This window comes from Gluconobacter albidus, from assembly GCF_002005485.1.
Taxonomy (GTDB): Bacteria; Pseudomonadota; Alphaproteobacteria; order Acetobacterales; family Acetobacteraceae; genus Gluconobacter; species Gluconobacter albidus.
In genome coordinates this window covers 2,837,420-2,858,957 of record NZ_CP014689.1, presented here as the reverse complement: position 1 = coordinate 2,858,957, position 21,538 = coordinate 2,837,420, and the positions used below count along the sequence as shown (strand labels likewise).

21 protein-coding genes and 1 pseudogene are annotated in these 21,538 nt (G+C 59.0%); 9 read left to right on the top strand and 13 right to left on the bottom strand.

Translation table 11 applies throughout. From position 1 onward, the window contains the following. Positions 1-134: 134 nt before the first annotated feature. From A0U94_RS13060 to A0U94_RS13020, 9 genes are all read right to left on the bottom strand, one after another. The gene (locus A0U94_RS13060) at positions 135-2,048 is read right to left on the bottom strand and encodes a DUF927 domain-containing protein (RefSeq protein WP_077803618.1); all 1,914 of its coding nucleotides are present in this window, start codon (positions 2,046-2,048) and stop codon (positions 135-137) included. Further along, entirely contained in the window at positions 1,999-3,072 is a 1,074-nt protein-coding gene (locus A0U94_RS13055; protein ID WP_174694465.1) for a DUF7146 domain-containing protein, read from the bottom strand. Before A0U94_RS13055 ends, A0U94_RS13060 begins: the two co-directional genes overlap by 50 nt. Beyond that, positions 3,069-3,632: a hypothetical protein gene (locus tag A0U94_RS13050; RefSeq protein ID WP_062032645.1), complete on the bottom strand. Its 564-nt coding sequence runs from the start codon at positions 3,630-3,632 to the stop codon at positions 3,069-3,071. The genes A0U94_RS13055 and A0U94_RS13050 overlap by 4 nt, the downstream gene beginning before the upstream one ends. Then, positions 3,629-4,393 carry a phage antirepressor gene (locus A0U94_RS13045; RefSeq protein WP_077803617.1) on the bottom strand — a complete coding sequence of 255 codons (765 nt, stop codon included), beginning with the start codon at positions 4,391-4,393 and terminating at the stop codon, positions 3,629-3,631. The genes A0U94_RS13050 and A0U94_RS13045 overlap by 4 nt, the downstream gene beginning before the upstream one ends. Then, positions 4,390-4,956: a hypothetical protein gene (locus tag A0U94_RS13040; RefSeq protein WP_077803616.1), complete on the bottom strand. Its 567-nt coding sequence runs from the start codon at positions 4,954-4,956 to the stop codon at positions 4,390-4,392. Before A0U94_RS13040 ends, A0U94_RS13045 begins: the two co-directional genes overlap by 4 nt. Further along, positions 4,950-5,183, bottom strand: a complete 234-nt coding sequence (locus A0U94_RS13035; RefSeq protein WP_231865417.1) for a helix-turn-helix transcriptional regulator — start codon at positions 5,181-5,183, stop codon at positions 4,950-4,952. The genes A0U94_RS13040 and A0U94_RS13035 overlap by 7 nt, the downstream gene beginning before the upstream one ends. 198 nt (positions 5,184-5,381) lie before the next feature. Then, the gene (locus A0U94_RS16025) at positions 5,382-6,092 is read right to left on the bottom strand and encodes a hypothetical protein (RefSeq protein WP_208611713.1); all 711 of its coding nucleotides are present in this window, start codon (positions 6,090-6,092) and stop codon (positions 5,382-5,384) included. A 185-nt stretch (positions 6,093-6,277) separates the two neighbouring features. Then, on the bottom strand, positions 6,278-7,456 hold the full coding sequence (locus A0U94_RS13025; RefSeq protein ID WP_244178016.1) for a hypothetical protein: 1,179 nt from the start codon (positions 7,454-7,456) through the stop codon (positions 6,278-6,280). Next, the gene (locus A0U94_RS13020; RefSeq protein ID WP_077803614.1) at positions 7,456-7,872 is read right to left on the bottom strand and encodes a hypothetical protein; all 417 of its coding nucleotides are present in this window, start codon (positions 7,870-7,872) and stop codon (positions 7,456-7,458) included. Before A0U94_RS13020 ends, A0U94_RS13025 begins: the two co-directional genes overlap by 1 nt. A 346-nt stretch (positions 7,873-8,218) precedes the next feature. Between A0U94_RS13020 and A0U94_RS13010 the strand changes: the two genes are divergently transcribed. The 4 genes from A0U94_RS13010 to A0U94_RS12995 all read left to right on the top strand — a co-directional run bounded on the left by A0U94_RS13010 (position 8,219) and on the right by A0U94_RS12995 (position 11,834). Continuing rightward, positions 8,219-8,467: a helix-turn-helix domain-containing protein gene (locus A0U94_RS13010; protein ID WP_077803612.1), complete on the top strand. Its 249-nt coding sequence runs from the start codon at positions 8,219-8,221 to the stop codon at positions 8,465-8,467. Continuing rightward, a complete protein-coding gene (locus A0U94_RS15760; protein ID WP_149026773.1) occupies positions 8,460-9,095 on the top strand; it encodes a hypothetical protein in 636 nt (211 codons plus the stop codon). Before A0U94_RS13010 ends, A0U94_RS15760 begins: the two co-directional genes overlap by 8 nt. 218 nt (positions 9,096-9,313) lie before the next feature. Then, the gene (locus A0U94_RS13000; RefSeq protein ID WP_077803610.1) at positions 9,314-10,636 is read left to right on the top strand and encodes a restriction endonuclease; all 1,323 of its coding nucleotides are present in this window, start codon (positions 9,314-9,316) and stop codon (positions 10,634-10,636) included. A gap of 127 nt (positions 10,637-10,763) precedes the next feature. Continuing rightward, positions 10,764-11,834, top strand: coding sequence for a ParA family protein (locus A0U94_RS12995; RefSeq protein WP_077803609.1), 1,071 nt, complete (start codon positions 10,764-10,766; stop codon positions 11,832-11,834). Between the two features lie 24 nt (positions 11,835-11,858). Here A0U94_RS12995 and A0U94_RS12990 read toward each other — a convergent pair. The 3 genes and pseudogenes from A0U94_RS12990 to A0U94_RS12980 all read right to left on the bottom strand — a co-directional run bounded on the left by A0U94_RS12990 (position 11,859) and on the right by A0U94_RS12980 (position 16,360). Beyond that, positions 11,859-13,071 (bottom strand): annotated as a pseudogene (locus A0U94_RS12990) (tyrosine-type recombinase/integrase). A 557-nt stretch (positions 13,072-13,628) separates the two neighbouring features. After that, positions 13,629-14,315, bottom strand: coding sequence for a histidine phosphatase family protein (locus A0U94_RS12985; RefSeq protein ID WP_077803608.1), 687 nt, complete (start codon positions 14,313-14,315; stop codon positions 13,629-13,631). After that, positions 14,312-16,360, bottom strand: coding sequence for a hypothetical protein (locus A0U94_RS12980; protein ID WP_077803607.1), 2,049 nt, complete (start codon positions 16,358-16,360; stop codon positions 14,312-14,314). Before A0U94_RS12980 ends, A0U94_RS12985 begins: the two co-directional genes overlap by 4 nt. A 197-nt stretch (positions 16,361-16,557) precedes the next feature. On the opposite strand from A0U94_RS12980, the gene rfbB reads away from it, so the two are divergent. From rfbB to A0U94_RS12955, 5 genes are all read left to right on the top strand, one after another. After that, positions 16,558-17,613: a dTDP-glucose 4,6-dehydratase gene (rfbB, locus tag A0U94_RS12975; protein ID WP_077803606.1), complete on the top strand. Its 1,056-nt coding sequence runs from the start codon at positions 16,558-16,560 to the stop codon at positions 17,611-17,613. 20 nt (positions 17,614-17,633) lie between these two features. Further along, positions 17,634-18,500 (top strand): glucose-1-phosphate thymidylyltransferase RfbA, encoded by an 867-nt coding sequence (rfbA, locus tag A0U94_RS12970; protein ID WP_062107195.1) that lies wholly within the window; start codon positions 17,634-17,636, stop codon positions 18,498-18,500. 82 nt (positions 18,501-18,582) lie between these two features. After that, a complete protein-coding gene (rfbC, locus tag A0U94_RS12965) occupies positions 18,583-19,146 on the top strand; it encodes a dTDP-4-dehydrorhamnose 3,5-epimerase (RefSeq protein ID WP_062107152.1) in 564 nt (187 codons plus the stop codon). Positions 19,147-19,154: 8 nt separating this feature from the next. Continuing rightward, positions 19,155-20,045 (top strand): dTDP-4-dehydrorhamnose reductase, encoded by an 891-nt coding sequence (gene rfbD, locus A0U94_RS12960; RefSeq protein ID WP_077803988.1) that lies wholly within the window; start codon positions 19,155-19,157, stop codon positions 20,043-20,045. Positions 20,046-20,153: 108 nt separating this feature from the next. Continuing rightward, the gene (locus A0U94_RS12955) at positions 20,154-21,104 is read left to right on the top strand and encodes a glycosyltransferase (RefSeq protein WP_077803604.1); all 951 of its coding nucleotides are present in this window, start codon (positions 20,154-20,156) and stop codon (positions 21,102-21,104) included. On the opposite strand, the gene A0U94_RS12950 is transcribed toward A0U94_RS12955, so the two are convergent. Next, positions 21,096-21,536: an HIT family protein gene (locus A0U94_RS12950; protein ID WP_077803987.1), complete on the bottom strand. Its 441-nt coding sequence runs from the start codon at positions 21,534-21,536 to the stop codon at positions 21,096-21,098. The two genes, A0U94_RS12955 and A0U94_RS12950, sit on opposite strands and share 9 nt — an antisense overlap. Between the last annotated feature and the right edge of the window lie 2 nt (positions 21,537-21,538).

Genomic DNA, 21,538 nt, shown 5'->3' with positions numbered 1-21,538 from the left:
TCATATAGAAAAATCAACCCAAATGAGACAGAGAAAACCGCCAATCCTGTGTCTCATGAAAATGTCTCGTATCGGTATACTCAAAAGAGACACCTACAATCCATGCACTGAGCGCATGGCAACAGGAGACCGCCTCAGCGGTCCCCCTCCTCCGTTCCGAGGATAGATGCCTTCACCTCATAGGCCCTGACGTTGCGATGACCAGGCGGAGAAATGACAGCAGAGTTCTTTGCCTTCCCCGGCAACAGATATCCCGTCTCAATCAGCGTCTGCACAGCATTGCGCCGGTTCAGACCCGCCAGAGCTTCGGACATCCCTTCAGCGGTCAGGAAGTAGCGCCATTCATACCGTCCGCCGTCTCCCTTCATCCAGCGCTTCCAGCCTGCCCGGTTCTGAGTGCGGAACCGTTCGCCCGGCGGCTGGCTCTCTTCTGATTGCGCGGCATCCCCCTGGACAGGATCAACCCAGCGTTCAAACCGGGCCTCACCATTCTTGGCAATGAAGTCGCGTAGCTGAGCCACGGCTTGCTCATCCTCCCGCCGTCCAACCGTGCCCCGTTCTGCAAGCCACGCCTCGAAGCAGATCCCAGCCATCACGCCGGGCGTATCGTGGTCCCAGCCGGTCAGCCCGTATTGCGTTGCCAGCTCACCGGCCGCCGCCACCATCGCAAACCGGGCGGCAACACTTCGCACCTGTCCCGAAGCCTCAGGGTAGGGCTGCAACCATCCCCGCATGATCTCGCCTATTCGGGACCGAAGCCGATCCTGGACAACCTCATTCCCTGACTGCGCCAGATCCTCTGTGAGCCGATGAAGAAACGCACGCAACGGTGCACCAAAATATTGCCCCGTGACCACCCGCAGATGACGGGCAAAGGCGTCCGGCGTGTCGTGGTCATGGACATGCTCAAACAGTCCCTGTCCATGTCCGGCATCAGCAGGCAGATCCGCAAACCGCACTTCCTGCCCGGCCTTTGTCGCCTTTCCAGCCTCCCGGTTCAGATCGGCCAGTCCGAGCTCACCGGTAGATAGGAAAAGAATGCGAAACCGCGCCACGGTCCGCGCTCCACCCGTGCGAGACGCGCGCGCCTTGCCCTGCCCGTTTGAAAGCAGATAGGCGACCTCACCAGCTTCACGCGGATCCAGCTGTCCAATTTCATCCAAAGGCAGCAGCACATCACAGCTCGCCAGCGCCGTGCTTTCGATCCCGTTGCCAGTAGAGCGCCAGGAGCGAATATAGCCTCCTGCCCCGTTCTGAGGCGTGCCACCACAGACGGACGCCGCCACCCTTAAAGCCGTGCTCTTGCCCAATCGACTGGAGCCCCTGAACGAGATGCCGCCGCCTTCTTCACCCAGCAGCCCCAGAAGCGGCGCGGCAAACGCACAGGACGCGGCAAAGACCAGCCGGCTGTTTTTCATGCACAGCGCGCCAATCTGGATCTTCCAGTCCTCAACCGTGCCGGCCACCCCGAACAGCGATGCTTCACGATCCAACGTCTGCAACACCACACGCTCAGAGGTCTCCCCCAGCGTTTCATCTGGCAGGACAAACACATCTCCGCCGCCAAACCGATGCCAGCCGATCCGCGTGACACTTCTGGCCCGCTGAGAACTCTGCAAGCTCGCCAGCCACTCCAGGAAAGCCGCCTTGGCTTTAGCGCCTGCGCCCAGCGTCAGACCACCATCTGCCAACCGTGTCCGGATCTCATTGCCATCACCAGCGAACAAGGCACGCGCAAAGGCTTCCTCATGCCGATGACCGTCACGATCCTGCCAGGCAAGAAGCAGCCCCCAGTTCTGCCCGGCTTCATCACGTGATTCCCCCAGCACCTCGACGGACCCACAGAGGAAAAAGGGCGCGCCATCACCATTTCGACGCCAGATCCCATCATCTCGATAAATGAACCGCCGGTCTTCACTGACCTCCTGCGCTTTCGCGCTGCCCTGATTGGCTTCTGGAAATTGGACCACCTTGGCGTTCTCAATTCCCTTGCGAATATCAGACCGGCCGCTCTGGCTTCCCGTCTGTGTCTTTTCCCCGGAGGACATCGTTCCAGTCTCCATGTACGATTTCAGGCATGGCGAGCCGAACTGTGCGGCCCTGCGATGCGAATTTCTTGAGAGCGGCTTCCAGAGCGCGACGGGCTTTTTCATTCCCGCTGTCATTGTCAGCCGCGATGATGATGTCTTTGAGAGTGTCCGGCAGAGCGACGGCCGCCATATTGCTGAGCGACACCGCCGATAACACCCGGAACTCAGGGCAGGCCACAGCCACGGATAGCGCCGTCTCGATGCCTTCCGCGATGACCGTCACGTCACCTTCCGGAGCTACACCCAGCGCCTTGCCCGATGCCCCACGCCACAGGCGCACGCATCCGCCCGCGAATGATCCCAGCACTTTCTTGGCGTTCTGAAGGTCGGCCTTTACCCAGCCGCCGCCTGGCGTTTCACTCAGCCAGGTCCGATGAACAGCCACCAGCTTTCCGGATGGCCCGCAGATGGCAGCGATCATGGCGGGAAGCGGTCTCTGTACCTCGGCACACCAGAGAGACGGATTAAACCGCAGCGCACCAGGAGCGCGGCCCAGTTCACGCAGAACAATGCCCCGCCCGGCGAGATACGCCTCAACCGGGGTTCCGGCGATACCGGCCGGGGTGTCATGCCAGAGCTTTCGCGCGGATGCCCGCTTGCGCTGGGCCTCCTGATCCAGATCCTCACGCCCGCGATCCGGCGCAACCTGCCTGCGCTCAGGAGCCCGAAAGGTCGGTGCAGCTCCGTCACCCAGCCCCAGCCAGCTGACAGCCCACTTCATCGCTTCCCGCCGATCTCCCGCGAACAGAACGGCCGCCACTAGATCCAGTGCGTCCCCGCGCTCACCTGAGCTGAAATCAGCCCAGACACCTGCCCGAGAACCATTCAAATGGACGGCAAGGCTTTGCCCCTTCTCGCCAGCCAGAGACCCGCACCGCCATTCCGCACCATCCTTCCGGCCGTTTGGCAGCAGCTCCCGCGCTAGAACACCGATGCGCTCCGCCAGCATCCGTGAGAGCGTGCCCGCGTCATGCTGCCTCATGCGGGTGCAGGCTCCAGACGGGGCCACGCCATGAGAACAGGGCAGCGCCCTTGCAGCGCATCCGAGAGGGCAGCGCAAGCGTCACGAAGATCCGGCACGTCATTGACGACACCACCTTCACGCTCACGCAACACATTCAGACGGGCTTTGGCCTGCCGTATAAGATTAGACGCTGCCCTGATCGCCGGATCTGCATAGGCAAAGCGCCGCCGTTCCAATTCCACCAGGAGCCATTCCGTTCCCCAGAGCAAAGGAAGCGTCAGGTCATGAACCTGCCCGCAACACGCGCCGTCTGGCCCCGTCATCATCCACGTTAAGGGCCACCACCCCGGTTCCCGCACATGGGCTTCCCACTGCGCCTCAGCAAGCGCATCCCATCCGGCGCCGGGCGGAACGAGCAGATCATCACCCTTTTGAGCCACCAGGTCAGCAGCCCGGCGAAAGATCGCCCTTTCTTCCACAGACCATGAGGGCAGATCGTCGCATTCTGCAGGAAAGAGCAGCCCCAGGATCGCCAGTTCGGCAATCCCAAGGCGAGAGCCTACAAAACCGCCACTCATGCCGCATCCTCCAGAGCAGGGAGGATGCGTGCCATGCGCGCCAAGCCCTTGGGGGTCACCACCACCTGAGGACGGCTCACCAGATGACCCTCAGGATGCGTCTGCTCAAAATGCTTGTAGGACAGGTATCCAGCCCGCTCCTTGTCCGCATAACCAATCCACCGGCCCTTGTTTCCAGCCCGATAGATCCAGCGCATTTCATGAAGAAGGGCCATGAACCGACGCGGCGGCCATCCACATTCCTTGGCGGATTCCGTGAGCGTCAGCAGCCCATCCATTCCGGCAATGCGATCATAGGCCAGAGCTTTCGGAGCCAGCGCTACCAGTTCCGCATCTTTCCGCTGGAGCGCTTCCTGAGCTGCCAGAACAGCACGTGCCATCAGCGTCTCGGATGTGTCGCCCACAGCAGACGCGACATAAGCCCCAGTCCGGCGAATTGAAGGAATGACCTCACCTGTCACCCACTTCTTGAACCGCTTTGCAGCAGACTTCCGGCTTGTCAGGACCAAAGACCAGAGACCGGATTCATTGATGAGGACAACGGACTGAGCCCGTCCGTCAGCAAAGACCCCGCCGTCCCGGATGCCCTCGCTAATGTTTAGGGTATCCTTTTCGTCATCATCCAGACGCCGACCCGCTACAGACGGATTGCTATGGCCGAGCAGTCCGCACACATCCGCCAGTACCCACCAAGCGACACCCTCACGGTTCACGACCCGGACATTCTGACCTTCAAACTGGAAAGGCATCACCTGGATCATACCGCGCCCTCCCGCTGGACCGCAGGAAGCGCCGCAATGTCCCCTTCCGCACCGACAACAGCTCTCCCGGCGATCAACTGCTCCGCTGCCTGATCTCGCTTTTCTGCCAGCGCAAGAATGTCCTGCCAGCCGATTGCATCCAGCCAGTTCCGCGCCTCTACCGTGCGGACATCCCGATCCAGTCCGACCCGAAACCACATCAGAGCTGCTTTGAGGGACTGGAACTGATCCGCAGCATCTTCCGGCGCGTTCGGCTGGACCAGGGCAAGAAAGGCGTCGTCAGCCAGCAGGACCTTCCGCAGTTCTGCCCATGCCGCAAGAAGGCCCACCACAGCGGCCTGAGACGGCATCGGCCGGAACTCATGCCGACCATGCAGGCGCATGGTCTCACTCATGTCACGACGCCAGGGACTGTTCTGCACGTAGTCGTCACAGCCACGAAAGAACGTCAGGAGGCGCGTGAGAAGATCCGGCTTGGCATCCTCCAGGCAAGGCCAGAGCAGACCACCGGCCCGGCGCAATGATGGCGCACCCACAGGAACCGTATGAGAGGCTGTCAGCATGACGCGGCCTCCCGCTGGGCGCGGACGGTTGCCTCTGCCGTAGAACGCACAGAGCGCTCAGAAATCCAGCGTTCCAGCTCAGAGAGCGCATAACCAATCCGGCGCTGCGTCAATTTGATAAAGGCGGGTCCGGTCCCCTCCAAACGCATGGCCTGCAAGGTACGAACAGAGAGCGAGAGCTCTTCCGCTGTCTCGATCTCGGACAGCACCAGGCGACGAGCACTCACACGCGCTCCTCCACGGCTCCGCTCTTCACGGACAACCGACATTTCCATTTGCGATACTCCGCTCCTTCCAATCCGCCTTATTGCGAACTGGTGCGGCTACTCAGTGGAACGACACGCCTTCTCATTTCTTCGGAGAACTTCTCAGAAATGAAAAATGAGAAGTATGAGGGGACCGTCGATGCCCCCAAAACGCTCAGTCTATTCTGAATATTTTTCTTTGAATTTCCGTATCAAGCGTTTTTCCCTCGCCTGTTCCTCTGTGCTGCCCATAGCCTCAGAAGCGCACGCGCAGGCTGCCTGCCAGAGATTCGGATATTTCCCGCTCTCAAGACTGGCTTTCATCTTTTCCAGCACTTCATCATCGTCATATCCGCGCTTGCCCTGCCTAACAGCAGGTTCAGGGGCGACAGTCTCTACCGCCCGGAATATCTGGATGAATTCCACCGGGATACGATCGGACTTCCCACGCTGCATCCAGCAAGTCCTGAAGACATCTTCAAAAGACGTTGGATCTGCTCCAAAAGGATCGCGCCACAGAGCATATCCTTGCCAGAAGCCACACGGAGGTTCGACGTAATCGCCTGTGTTACGCTTGTAGAAGCGTACGCGCTCTACTGAGGAGCACAGACATAAAGTAAGCTCTCCTGATAGTTGCTCCAGTGCGGCCCGCATGGTTTGGAGTTCCGGAGGAACCGAGGGCTTTAGTAAATTACGCACGGGCGATGTAGAGCCGCTAGTGCGAGCCCAATAGGCAAGTTTCGCCCTTTTAAACTCCCTCGCCAGAGCAGCATAACCGCTCTTCGCCTGACAGCCTTCCCAAGCGGAACGGCATTGATCCCAGACCTGCGCAGAGACGATATCGCGCAAGGTGTCAGCCAGCCCTACCCATTTGCCGGTAGTTTCTTCCATAGCCGCCCCACGCCAGCCGTCCCCACGCATGAACTGGAGCGGCGCGGCGGGCCAGACGTGGGGTCCCGGCGTTCGGCGGCCAAACCTAGCCGCGCCAGCGGTCACCATGCGCCCGGCGCAAACGGGAAACAAGCCGTGAACAGAGCCCGAGGACATGGAGCCGACCGATGACGACATGGCCCCGCTCACGCCGTCACCTCAGCACCCCGCCAGAGCTGCCCGAACAGCCCATGCTCCTGCTCTGGCATCTGGAGCGTCACCGCATCCACCACATCGCTCAGATCGCGCTCACTGGCTTTCATGAGAACCGGCAGGGCAGACGACAGGCACCTGACCACCCGCGTCACATTCTCCGAACGATACAGAGGAGCGCTTCCCCCAACTGGCTCCAGATCCACCGCTCGGAGCGTTTCCAATGCCGTAAAGACCTGCACAGCAGCGTCAGCCAGAGACCCGGACGGCAAGAGCGGCAGCATATCGTGCAAGGCGAGTTCCACGCTTTCCGCCGCAGCCGCGTCCAAAGCAAGCCGCCTCTGCTGCACAATCTCTCCAGGTCCCGTCAAAACCTCTGCAGCGTCTGTCCGCTGATCCTTGAGACGCTGGGCCCGGCGCATCCGTTGCGCGGTCTCATAAGGCCCAGACATAGCCGCAGACACGGAGACAGACGATTGCGCCGGGCCATCGCGCATGACCCGCGCCTGATCCCGCAGGATCGCCGCAGCCACCTGCCCGAACCAGTCCGGAGCCTCGGCAATCAGACGGTCATAATCCATCTGAGGACGTCCCAGCGCAGCCAGAGCTTCCATCTGAGCCTTATGCCCTTCCGGCGCTGTCGCCCTCTGCACCAGGAGATCATCCAGCAGCTCACGCGCCCGATCGGAGACAGCCTGCGCCTCAGGGCTGGCAGGATCTATATCCATTAGCTCATCCTTAGCCCGCATCACCTGGACGAACTCACCACACAGACGGACCAGGACATCATCAGCGCCCTTGCCACGGTTTGAAGCAGGCACACGCAGCGCATCACGCGCCAGCGCGGAAGAAAGCCGCTCTGTAGGCGATGCCTCGGTGTCGTCTGCAAGACCGCCACCGATCAACTGCAACGCCTCTGCCCGTGCCCGTTGGCCCTCAATCGTCAGAGCAGGCAGCGAACAAGCGCAGTCCAGTGCTCGGCGGAAGTTCTTCTCCCAAAGAGCCGAGGCCGCAGGAAGCGCCATGGGATCGGCCTCTTGCTGGATGCGTCTCCGTTCAAGTCCGATCACCTCCTGACAGGCTCGGATCAGAGCCTCATCCGGCCGTCCGGACGCCACAGACACATCTTCAGGCCCGGCAGCAATCTCTGCCCTCTGCATCGTCTCAACCATCACAGAAGCCCTCCCTGCATGTCTTCTAGGAGAGAGCGCATCAGGGCTTCCCGCATGTTGCGCGGCACCACAGCGTCACCCAGCACCAGCCGGACAGCGCGGGCCTTGGCTTTGAGGCCGTCCCGACTTGCGGCCTTCGTTTCGCAAACGTCGGCAATCAGAGCCTGACGCTGGGCCAGCAATCCACCCAACTGGACAGCCGGAAAATTGCACCTCCCTGCGAGCCGGGATTGCCGCCACTGTTCTATCTCGGTCAGATCCGCACACAGTCCGACCAGACGCGCATCAGCAGGAGGCGCACAGAGCGTCACAGAGTCTGCCGTGATGGCCTCTGCTCCTGTCATGGCAGCAAGCCCGGCGAGACGGGCCAGACCCGCCACAGTCGCCGTTCTGGCTTTGGATTGATTGTGCGTCATGGCCGTGCTCCCCCCGCTTTCGCAGAAGCCAGCAGAAGCGAAGGTCTGGCATGATGATGAACAGATTTCGCTGGGCCGTGCAGATGTTCCGGCTGGGCCAGAGTCAGAACGGAAAGCAGGAACAGACCTGCACCCAGAGCAGCAGGGGCCGCCTCAGATACAAGATGCACAGACGCAATCACTGCCCGGCATAAGCCGGACGTGGTAAAGGCATGAATAGCCATTGCCGAGCTCCAATCTCGGTTTGTGGTTAAGCACGGTCTAGAGCTCCAATCTCTGGGCCGTGCTGCTTGTCAGCACCCCAACGCTATGTCATATTTCAGGACACTTGCAAGCGGAAAATGTCATGAAACAAGACATTGCGCCCGCTCAGTTACGAGCTGCGCGCGCATTGGTGGACTGGAGCCGTGAGAAATTGGCGGCGGAAACAGGCACTACAACACGCACCTTGGCCCGCCTTGAGGCAGGCGAAACAATACCGCGTGCCAGCACGATCACAGCCATCCGCAAAGCCTTGGAAGCCGCAGGCGTAGAGTTCATCCCCCAAAACGGAGGCGGCCCCGGCGTGCGGCTGAAAGAGGTGTCCTGTGGGTGATTCTCTAACTTGGGGAAGCATTCTAGTTAATCTGGCATCTGGTCTTTTCGGATCCGGCATTGGTGCAGGAATCTCAATTTGGACTACCAAATGGTCCATTGCTGAGAAGAATGCCTCAGAACAACGTGCAGAAAATGAGGTTATTCTTCACACGTTAGTGTCGGTTCGATCGGAACTAGACGCAGCTTATCAAAGATATTTTTCTCAAACAGGGAAAATGTTTGCAAATACTCCGCCGCATAAAGCCCAAGCAGTGTACCTTCCGGTACAAGAAGAGTATTTTCCTATTTACAAAAATAACACGCAAATAGTAGGAAAAATAAGAAACGAAAAAACCATCGAAACCGTAGTATCCTGCTACATATGCGCAGCAGGAATGATTGACTCCATACGATTTAATAACTCTTTATATGAAAAACATGAAAAAATATCTTACGAACTTATGACTTCCCAAAATCCAAATGAAATACAAAAGCTCTCAAAGCAGAAAGAAATTTTGATGGGTGAAATTCGTGAGTACTGGGAAAGGCTCCAAATCCATCATCACGAACTGCACCGTATTGCTTCGCTGGCATACACTGGAATGACCGAAGAAATTGATCGTCGAAAGACGGCACTCAAAGCATGACAAGCACCCCTCAGATGTCAGCAGGCTGGCCTTTTATCCCTCGTAAAACCTATCGCCGGCATCTGTCCCACCTGCCACGGACGCATGCATCATGGTGCAGATGCGGCCGAGGTGAATAGAAAGATGCAAGCCGTTGTGACGGAAAAAGAACGCCTGGCTGATTAAAGGCTGTTTCCATTTCCGTCATTTCCCCGCTGCCAACTGTCAGGAGACATAGAATGCGCAGCCCTAGTTTTCGCTTCCTCATGGCTCTTGCGCTGCTCTCTCCTGCCACCGCCCTGGCAGACGGCGTTTTTCATCCCGCCGGGCAATCCTTTGCCTGTGTGAATCCACGAGCCACGCGCGCACTCGCCAATCACGCGGATCCGCGCCAGAACGATCCCGGCTGGGTCCATTTCGTCATCACGGACGGCCGCTGCTTTCAGGTGGACCCCAGCGAGAAATGGGAACAGATCAGTCAGGAGAACGGACTGCTCCTCTTGCGCCGCGATCCGCCACGCGCTGGCATGCCGCCACTGTTCTTCCTTCCCCAGCAGGTATCGGCCGGCCTGCCCATACCTCCTCAGCCTTCTGCCGAGACCCCAACAGACGGTCCGGTGCAGCTTGCCCCTGCAAGCCCAGATCCAGAGACGCCACAGGCTTCTGACAAGGCCACCGATGTCCTGCCGAAGGGATGGGAGAAACCACGGCATGACGCGGAACCGGCAGCGAGCACACCGGCGGAAGACAACTCCGCACCAGGTGATCCCGCACCTGCCACCCCGCCGCCTTCTGTTTCCAAATCCGCACCAAATCAGAATTCAGGATCTGGCGGACTGCTGATCCTCGCTCTGTTTGTAGGAGGTGTGATCGGGTTCTTCGTATTACGCGCACGTCGCCGGGCCGCCCGAGAGAGCCGGGCATGGGGGATTATCGACAAAGAGATCCGCGATCAGGCTACGGCCTTGCAGATCCGCCGCCTGCAACTGGTGACGACAGATGCCTATGGCACGATCCATCTGACCAAATGGGCCAAGGAAATCGGCTATTTCTGCAATACCCGTATTCTGCCCCTCCTCCAGGTTGAAAGTCTGACGGACCAATGGCCGCTTCTCAAAGCCCGTGCAGAAGCCCGGATTGAGGAGATCGCCCAGCGTACACCGCCCGGCGCTGTCCTCAATCAGAAGCCCCTGAGTGATCCGCGTGTGTTCGATCCTCAGATGGACCCCTTCGACTACGAACGACACTGTGCCCTACTCTTGGAACAAGCTGGATGGGACGCCCGCGTAACACAGGCCAGCGGCGACCAGGGCGCGGACATCATCGCCACCAAAGGCGGCCGGAAGATCGTGGTTCAGTGCAAGCTCTATAGCCAGCCGGTCGGAAACAAGGCCGTGCAGGAGATCTACACCGCCAAGCAGCACCAGCAGGCCGATGAGGCTATCGTGGTCTCAAACGCCGGTTACACCATCCCAGCCCGCCAGCTCGCAGCCACAACGGGCGTACATTTGCTGCACCATCAGGAACTGGCTTCGTTCTGTGAGCGAAGAGAAGTTTCATAGGAGAGATTCTCCTTTAACAGACAACTTATCATTCTTGGGTTGAAAGCGCCTTCAGCGTGCGAAAGATCATTCCCTTATAGTAGTCCATACAATACTAAAAAGCTTACCAGCAGGAGAGCCATCGATCATGAACGCATCGTCCCTTACGCAGCGCCCACCTCGCCGTGAAGCACCTTTGATCGCCCTATTCAATCACAAGGGTGGCGTTAGCAAAACCACAACAACTTTTAACTTAGGGTGGGCGCTGGCCGAGCAAGGGAAAAAAGTACTTATCGTTGATGGTGATCCTCAATGTAACCTAACCGGAACTGTATTAGGCTTCGAAGGCATAAGTGATTTCTCTCACTTCTATACATCAAGACCTAAATCCAACATAAGCTCGTGCTTAGAAGCCGTCTTTCGAGGAACAGGACACCCCTTAGATCCTGCACACCCGGTAGAAACTTCACATCCAAATCTTTTCCTTTTAGCTGGGAACATTGACCTCGCAGCGAATGAAACCCAGTTAGCTGTTTCATTAACCACTTCTACAGCCATTCCAGCGCTCGCAAATATGCCTGGATCTATAACCGAATTATTAAGACTTACTGCAAAATCCAACGATATTGATGTTGTACTTATTGATATGAGCCCTAGCGTAGGAGCACTAAACGAATGCTTCTTAATGGGAAGTGACTATTTTATAGTTCCAACTTCACCGGATTATTACTGTAAACAAGCGATAACTTCCTTATCCCAAGTTGTACCCCAATGGAATATTGATGTTGGAAAATTTAGAACTCCTAGCTTGAGGTATCATTTCCCGCAAACGCCACCAAAATTTTGTGGAATTATTTCACAAAGATATAGACCGCGATTAGGGAACCCAGCAAAATCGTTCCAAAGGTGGATTGATATTGTCAAAGAAACAGTAAATAATGAACTTATTCCAGCATTAACTGCTGCTGGGATGTGTGTGACCCGGGAAGAATTTCTAGCAGCCCACCCTCAAGATACACCTTACAATCTCGCTAATATTTCCGATTTCAACTCTCTTATAGCTCAGTCTCATCAGCATAATAAACCAGTATTCGCTCTATCAGATGCAGAAATAGATCAAGCCGGAACTATATTAGAAAATATGAAAAAAAGTCGTGATTCATTTAAAGAAACATTTAATTTGCTTGCCACATCAATAAAAGAACTAACAAGCATATAAAACATCAACTGCACTCTTTAAATATTAAGAGTGCAGTTGAACCTTATATATATGTTCTGCCCAAATATTGAGTGCGTGAGCCCTTTCTCTGAGAAATTCATGCCGCTGATAAACGGCCGCCACTCCCTTGATCGTCCCTTGCACATGGTTCAGTACCCGATCAGCCACATGCGGCCCGACTCCAAGACGAGCCATGACCTGTCACACCCGTCCGTCTCAGGTCATGTAACCGCCAGCCCGGCGCGGACAGGGTGCAGACTTCTTTTCCCGGCGAATTTTGGTCCCCCTCCATCTCAATCAGCTTTTCCAGCCGTTCCTTGGCTCCTGAGAAGTCCGAAATGGGCGTTCTACCGGTATTGGTGAAGACATAGGCAGAGGTGGCCCCTGTCTTTGGATCTGTCTGCCTGTGTAGCGCCGCCAGGACATGCCGCGCCGGTTCTGAGAGATGGACGATATGGGCTCTGCTGTTCTTCGTCCGTTCGGCCGGGATCGTCCAGGTCATCAGATCCGGCGAGATCTCCTCCCACCGCATCTCCGCAACTTCTGTCCGGCGCTGCAGGGTGAGCATCAGCAACCGAAAGAACGGCCCGAAGGGGTAGGCCATCTGTCCGGCCGCCCGCCATATCTCCCCGATTTCCTCATCCGTCAGAACGCGATCCCGCGAGACCTCCCGTCCTTCCACGATCAGACTGGCAAACGGATTATCCTCCACCAGCTGACGCTTCACAGCCCAGGCATACATGGCACGGGCATAGGCTTGCAGACGCCGGGCCGTGGTGGGATGCTCTGCTGCGATCTCATCCAGCCGCGCCTGAAGTTCAAGGACGGTCAGGGACTGGGCAGGACGATTCAGAAACTGCTGGAAGTTATACCGGATGCGTTGTGGCCCTTCCCTCCTGTAGACCGCGCTGTGCTCCCTGAGCGCCATACTGGCCCAGCGATCAATCAGGACATCCAAGGTCAAGGCATCTATCGCGGCCTGCGCTGCCCGCTCCTGAAGTGAGGCTTGATAAGCCACCACCTCCGCCTTGCGCTCACCCACTGGATCTCCGCCAGCCAGGACGCGCCCACGAGCCTCCTCAGCCATCTTCCGAGCCTGGGCAATGGTGACAGCCCCATACTCTCCCAGCTTAAGGCGACGGACCTTCCCCGCGTAGCGATACTGAAAGAGGAAGATCTTTGCCCCGGTTGCCGTGACACGCACCAGGAAGCCCTTGGTCTCCGTATCCGAAAACAAAGCGTCCCGTTTACCCGGCGGTCAGGTGAGGGCGTCTATTTCCCGTTTTGAAAACCTCATGCCTGAGGCTCCATAACACCTTTAACACCTTCGAAATCGAAAGGTGTTAGTGGAAAAACCGGATAAAAACACAATGAAATCAGTATATTATATATGTGAGTAACACTAATAACACCTATAACACCGTAATTGTGTAGCTCCCTGAATTTCATTTTGCCCATTTCCCCTATCCGGACCCGCTGACGTGTTTTCGCGGACTCAATCCGGACTCATCTGAAATAGCAACCGGTGCGTTTGGGTGCATCTCTTTGCATGAACCGTCCCAGACGCCTTCCCGTAAGGCGTTGTTATTGCGCGGTTTTGCGTTTGCCTGCGTCTTAACTGTATTTCGCCGGGCGTAACTCTTAATCAGCGGGTCCAAGGTTCGAGCCCTTGTGTGCCCACCATGCCCGTCTCCGGTTATTTCCAAAAAAATTCATACTGAATTTCCAAAGCCCGCCCAAGGTCTTTTTGTGCTTTTCGGCAGCCCCTGAAAGCCAGAGACTGCCCCCGCAAGTTCAGCCCCGGAAATCTGGCAGTTCGTTAACCGTCACGACACGCCACAGGCAATCGATACGCTCCAGAATGGTAATGGACAGGTTCTGGATCGAAAACCGCAGCGCCGTATCGGGATGAACGCCCAGCGCATGCGCCAGAGCCGCGCGGATGGCCCCCCCATGACTGACGACAACCATGTCCTCACCTTCATGGGCATTCGCCAGATCCTCCAGACCATGCGCCACACGCGCACAGACATCCAGCATGCTCTCGCCGCCTGGCGGCAGTTCACAGGCAGAAATGGACCAGAACGGATTGGGCGGCAGACGCAGCAGAGACATGAACTCCGTATGCGGCGTTCCATGCCATTCCCCGATCGACTGCTCGATGAAACGGCTGTCAATCGTCACATCCTGCGAAAACGCCCCAGCCCTGCGGATTTCGCTCGCCGTGTCGCGCGCGCGCTGGAGCGGTGAACTGTACCACAGCGCATCAGTCGGCAGACGCCGCGCCAGCGTGGCATAGCCGCCCTGCTGGCTTGCCATCGCTTCCCGGCACAGCGGCACATCGAGCGCCCCATACATCGTCTTGCGCGCACTGGCTTCCACGACCGCGTGGCGAATCATCCAGAACCGGGTAACGCCCTTCGGCAGTTCCGGCGTATCGAGAAAATGCCCGTGCGGGACCGCTTTATCTGTCTGGGTCATGCTAATGGGGCGTAACGGGGGACAGGGTTCGCGTCCAGCAGAACATCCCAGTGTTTCAGGATCAGTTCCAGTTTTCCAAGCACCCGGCGCGCATCCATGCATTCGCGCTGCAAGCGGCGCTCCTCGTCCAGCCCTTCATGCGACGGCTCTCCCGAAACCAGCCGCGCGCCCGCACACAAACGCAGCGCCCCCGCCGGTCCATCCAGCATCGGATGCGGCACCGGGACGGGCTGCCCCAGAACACAGAGCAGACTGCCCTCCCCTTCCGTCACCCAGGGCGACAGATCCGCATTCAGCCAGCGATGCAGCCGTCGCGCATCTTCCAGCGCAAGGGGCTCGCCGGGCGCATGCGGGTCCTCCACCAGAAACGACAGGATGGTCGGAACGGCATCCCAGCGCCCGTCATCAAAAGGCGTTCCCATGGGCAGGATGGTCAGGACGGGACGGGCACGCACCATGGCAACGGCCTCCGTCATGAACCGCGTCAGACGATTGCGAATGACCGGATCGGGCAGAGCAAACAGCGCGTCCATTTCGGCCAGCGCCGCATACCAGCGCAGGGCCAGTCCGATATTGTGACCGTTATTGAGCGCCGAAGCATCTGCACCTTCCGGCCACTCATCGCGGTTGCCATAGGCCTGCAATCCCTTCGGAAGTGACAGGGACCGCAAACGACGGCGGATTTCGGGGGGAAGGAGAATAGCCCCGCAAAACGGCGGCCCGGTAAAGAACTTGGAGCCGGTCACCATGACGATGATTCCCCGCTCCACCCAGTCCGCCACCCGCGACGGACTCAGTCGCGCCTGACAGACATCCACAACCACGCTGAGCTGATCGCCCAGTTCGCTACACAATTCCCAGACAAGATCCATGTCCGGCGCCGCAAGCCCGGTCTTGGACTGATCCAGCCGATGCAGCAGCACATGCCGCCCCTCGGCCGCTTCGCGTCGCACAAGAGCCGCACATTGCGCATTGATCTCCGCAACGGGCCGCGCCGTGCCATCAGCCGCACGGATATCAACACCAATCAGCCGCGTCTCCGGAGAAAACCCTTCGATCACCTCGCCTTTGCCCACCAGCGTGGAACAGGCACTGTCCGTCGCGAAATGCCGTCCACAGGCCGCAAGAGGCACCCCGCTGCCCGTTTCATCGGGGGCCAGAAGGATGGACGTTACCGGACGCTCTGTCCCCGCCGCGACAAGAGCCAGAACTGCAAGTTCACAGTCCGTCCCGGACGCCGACAGCAGAACCGCATCTTCCGGCAGCTCATAATGGGCCCCGATCGCCGCGCGGGCCCGGCGCACAACACCTTCCTGCACCAGATCCGGGTCCTGCTTGGCCAGAAGCGCACTCATCATGATGCGTCGGGCGGCCTCCGCGCCCCCAAATCCCCGTTCGGACAGCGAAGACGCCGTCGATGACCCAAAAGTGATCGCCCAGGGCCGGGGACGATGGGAGCTGGAATACCGGTTCAGCCCGGTATGCGGATCAACGGCCAGCCGGGAATCCCCGCCCCCACTCATCAGGTTTTCGGCGGGCGCCAGAACAGGCCACAACCGGGCCAGAATCCCTTGCAGACGTCCGGCTTCGGCCAACGTGAAAGGCGGCAGATCCGGCAGAAACGCGCTCAGCGTCTCCCAGCTCTGCAACAGGCTCGGCACGTCGGGCACGTCGCCCGCAAACACGGCCAGCCAGGACGGAAGCGGGGCGACATCTCCGGTATCAAGCGCATGAAACAGCACCGCCACGCGCGCCGCGGCAAAACTGGCCAGAAACGGATTGGCGCCCGGCTCCAGCAGTCGTATCAGTTCAATGGCATGACGCAGGAAAGTCGGCGTAAGGCGCGGCGCCTCAAGACACAGCGCGCCGAGCTTGAGCGTCGCCGTGTGCAGACAGAAAGCCTGCCCCGGCACCAGTTCTCCCTCGATCCGGAACGGAAGCGGCAGTGACACATCCAGGATCGGAACCAGCCCGTCCGCAATCACCCGCAGATCGGGCCGCTCCAGAACATCCGTCAGGGAGCGTGTCAAAGTATCAGCCAGCATGCCTGCCTCTCCTGCCTCCGCACGACTGTGGGATTAGCCCATCAGACCGACCAGCGCGAGAGGCGAAAGCAGTCCTTAAAAATCATCCGTGCGATGTTACAGAAAGTATCGCAGCGTTATTTGCGCCGTTTCAACAACGCTGTAAGATAAAATGACTCTGCAGGGGTTCAGACCCTGATTTTAACCAAGAGGTTCAAATGCGGATTTTGCTGACAGGCGGTTGCGGCTTCATAGGATCGGCCGTGATACGCCATCTGATCCGGAACACGGACCATTCGGTCCTGAATGTTGACTGCATGACTTATGCAGCATCGGAAGATACCGTCAGCGAAGTCGCAGGCGATCCCCGTTACTCTCACGCCCGTGCCAATATTGTGAACGGCGTGGAAATGCAGCGCCTGTTCGAGGAATACCGCCCCGACGCCGTCATGCATCTCGCGGCCGAAAGCCATGTGGACCGCTCGATCGACGGCCCCGGCATTTTCATCCAGACAAACGTCGTCGGCACCTACTCCCTGCTCGAAGCGGCCCGCAAATACTGGAACACACTGGGAGACTCCGAAAAGCAGGCCTTCCGCTTCCATCATATTTCCACGGACGAAGTCTTCGGCCATCTGGAGCCGAACGATCCGCCATTCACCGAAACCACCCCCTACGATCCCCGCAGCCCGTACTCGGCCTCCAAGGCGTCATCCGACCATCTGGTCCGGGCCTGGTTCCACACCTACGGCCTGCCGACCTTCGTCACCAACACCACCAACAATTACGGCATCTGGCACTTCCCGGAAAAGTTGATCCCGCTGGTCACGATCAATGCCATCGAAGGCCGCGATCTTCCGGTTTACGGCAAGGGCGAGAACGTCCGTGACTGGCTGTTCGTTGAAGATCACGCCGAAGCTCTCGTCAAGGCCGTCGAAACCGGAAAACCGGGCGAAACCTATGCCATCGGCGCCCGCCAGCCCCGCACGAATCTTGAAGTCGTCAAAAAGATCTGCGCCGTCCTCGACGAGCTTCAGCCCGACCCGGCTGGCCCGCGCGAGCGCCTGATCCGCTTCGTCACCGACCGCCCCGGCCACGATTTCCGCTACGAAATCGACCCGTCCCACGCCGAGAAAGAACTCGACTGGAAAGCGACGCACGATTTCGAAAGTGGCATCCGCAAGACGGTCCAGTGGTATCTCGACAACCGCGCCTGGTGGGAAGGCATCCGTTCCAAGCGCTACACAGGCCAGAGACTGGGAGCCAGCAAGTGAGCACCATCGAGACCAAGCCCATGAAGGGCATCATCCTCGCCGGCGGTTCGGGCACACGCCTGTATCCGATGACGATGGCAGCCTCCAAGCAGTTGCTGCCGGTCTATGACAAGCCAATGATCTACTATCCCCTTTCCACGCTGATGCTGGCGGGAATCCGGGACATCATGATCATCACGACGCCCCATGACATGCCGCAGTTCCAGCGTCTTCTGGGTGACGGCTCGCAGTTCGGCGTGACCTTCGAATACCGCGTCCAGCCCTCTCCGGACGGTCTGGCACAGGCCTTCCTGATCGCCGAAGACTGGATCCAGGGCGCGCCCTGCGCACTGGCGCTGGGTGACAACCTGATTTTCTCCGAACATCTCGGCGTCCTGCTGCGTGCAGCCTCCAACCGCCCCGAAGGCGCAACCGTCTTCGCCTATCAGGTCCGCGATCCGGAGCGCTACGGCGTGGTCTCCTTCGACGAGAGCGGCCTCGCCCTCAAGGTCGAGGAAAAGCCGACCCATCCGGACTCCAACTGGGCCATCACAGGGCTGTATTTCTACGACCACCGCGTCGTGGACTTCGCCAAGAAAGTGAAGCCCAGCCCCCGTGGCGAGCTGGAAATCACCGACCTTAACCGCATGTATCTCGAAGAAGGCACCCTTCAGGTAGACCGTCTGGGCCGCGGCTGCGCCTGGCTCGACGCCGGCATGCCCGACAGCCTGATGCAGGCCGGAACCTTCGTGCAGACCATCCAGTCCCGTCAGGGCATGCTGGTCGGCTCTCCCGCCGAGGTCGCCTTCCGCAACAAGTTCATCAACGCCGACCAGCTTCGCGAGCACGCCAAGAACATGGGCAAGACCGAACTCGGCCGCCTGCTTCGGGAACTGGCCGACAGCTGATTGCCCCCCGGAGATTCCAGCCCGCATCGGCCGGCGGGCGGACCCTCTTTCTCTTGAGCAATTCTCAGAACAGGACTTCAGCATGAAGGTCGAACGTCTTTCCATTCCAGAGGTCATTCTCGTTACGCCTCCCCGTTTTGGTGACAATCGCGGCTTCTTCTCCGAAACCTATAATGTGGATCGCATGAACGATGCCGGCATCACGCTGCCCTTCGTTCAGGACAACCAGAGCCTGTCCCGCCAGAAGGGCGTCGTCCGTGGCCTGCACTGCCAGCTTGCCCCCTACGCACAGGGCAAGCTGGTCCGCGTCACGCGCGGTGCCATCTGGGACGTGGCCGTCGATGCCCGCACGGGATCGCCGACCTATGGCAAATGGGTCGGTGCTGAACTCTCTGCCGAAAACTGGTCGCAGCTCTGGGTTCCGCCCGGCTTTCTGCACGGTTTCGTCACGCTCGAGGAAAACACCGAAGTCCAGTACAAATGCACCTCGCTCTACAGCAAGGTGTCAGAACGTGCGGTCATCTGGAACTGCCCGGAACTGAAGATCGACTGGCCCGTTTCCGAAGCTGATGCCGTCCTGTCCGACAAGGATCTGGTCGCACCGAATTTCTCGGAATCCAAAGGCTGGTTCCAGTACGAAAAGTGAGCATGGCCATGTCAGGCACAGGTCCCATCCTCGTTACCGGCGGCAACGGTCAGCTCGCCACGTCGCTCCAGACGCTCGGCGATGAGCGCGTCATCCGCATCGGACGGCCGGAATTCGATTTCGACCGTCCGGAAACGATTTCCGCCGCCTTCGAAAAGTATAAACCCTCGGTCGTGGTGAACGCGGCCGCCTGGACGGCTGTCGATCTGGCCGAAACAGAAAAAGAGGGCGCTGCCCGCGCCAACACGTCCGGTCCGGCGGCGCTGGCGGCCGCCTGTGCAGAGGCGGACATCCCGTTCATTCACGTCTCAACGGACTATGTCTTCTCCGGTGACAAGGGCACGCCCTATACCGAAGACGACGCCACGTCTCCCGAGACGGTCTATGGCAGCACCAAGGCTGAAGGTGAGCAGGCTGTCCTGACCGCCAACATCAAGAGCATCATCCTGCGCACGGCCTGGGTCTATTCCGCCCACGGCAAGAACTTCGTGCGCACCATGATCAATGCGGGCGCGAAAAACCCCGTGCTCAAGGTGGTGGGAGATCAGAGCGGCAACCCGACCAGTTCGGACGATCTGGCCGAAGCCATTCTTGCCATCATCGCCCTGATCGAACGCGACGGCTGGAAACCACAGTACAGAGGCATTTTCCACGCCAGCGGCTCCGGCGAAACCACGTGGTACGGCCTCGCCGTCGCAGCGCTGGAAGAAGCCGCGAAACACGGCCAGACCATACCGCAGGTCAATGCCATCCGCACCGAGGACTGGCCTACCCCCGCCAAGCGTCCACAGGATTCCCGGATGGACAACGACAAGCTCCATCGCGTTTTTGGTGTGAAAATGCCAGAGTGGCGCCACAGCGTGGCGCGTATCGTTCACAAGCTGTTTTCTGAAGCCTGACCGACTGTTGCCCTCTCCCGTCAGGGGGCAACTGCCTGTCTTTCTCTGGCGTTGCGTTGGAATGATTCCCTTTTTCCATCTTTCGGCCTTAAGCCCGGGGGCCGAAACATGACACAGAAAAGGGCCGAACCTTCCCGGCACATCGCCATTCTCCTGTCATTATACAACGGCACAGCCTATCTGGACGCACAGCTTGCCAGTCTCCTGGCCCAGACCCATACGGACTGGACCCTGTACTGGCGCGACGATGCTTCCACCGATAACTCAAAAAGCCGGATGCGCGCTTTCGCCGAAGGCCCCGGACAGGGACGATGCATCGAAATCACAAGCCGTCATGAACGTCTTGGCGTCGCCGGGTCCTATGCCCATCTGCTCGACGCCATACCGGATACACCCTATGTCGCCTTCGCCGATCAGGACGACATCTGGGAACCGCAGAAACTCGAATGGGCAATGAATGCCACACAGGATGCCGCCAACCATCACCCGGTTGGAACGCCGCTCCTGTACTGCGCCCGACAGTATCTGACGAATGCGGATCTCGTGATTTTTCAGAAATCCCCGCCCCTGCGACACAGACCGGATTTCCCGGCCTCCCTGACGCAGAACATCGCCACAGGCCATACGGTTCTGCTGAACGCCGCCGCACACCGCCTGCTGCGAAACAACCCGCCGCCGCCGTCGATCCTGCATGACTGGTGGGCCTATCTCCTGACGGCCGCTGCGGGCGGAGACATCATTTTCGACACCCGCTGTGTCAGCTACTACCGGCAGCATGCCCATAACACGGTCGGCGCCACCGGCTCCTTCATCCGACGGGCCTGGGCCGCCTGCCGACGCGGTCCCCGCGCTTTCATGACAATCTTTCATGCGAACGTGCAGCATCTTCTGAACCAGCCGGAAATCCTGTCCGCCCCGACGATGCGACTGCTGAACGATATCGCGCAGGCCCGCACCTTCCCGGCCCGTCTACGCCTACTGTTCAGATACCCCACCCTCCGGCGACAGCGGTTTTCCGAAAATACGGTGTTCCGGATCTGGTATCTGTTCTCACGCTAGTCCCAGAAACCGGCGCATGGCCTCCATGAACGGACCATCCTGCTCCACACTGGACGGACGCGCGGCCTCATAATCATAAACCGTCCCCGCCGGACGTGTGGCTTTTTCGGGATCTTCGGACGCATAGCGCGGCACGATATGCGTATGCAGGGACGGCGCCAGATTGCACCAGGTCTCGTAATTGATCCGCACCGCGTCAGTCACCGCCAGAAGCGCATCCCCGACCGCCGCCATATCGGCCAGATACTGCGCCCGCGCCTCACCCTGCAGATCATTGAGTGTCGGCACAACCGGGTCGGCCAGAAGCTGACAGTATCCCGGCAGAGGCTGCGTCTCCCCGATCACCAGCCAGCCCGATTTCATACGCCCGATAACAGAAGGGTTGCTGCCACGTCGTGCGGCAGCAACCCTCTGTGCGATAACATCCGTCATGG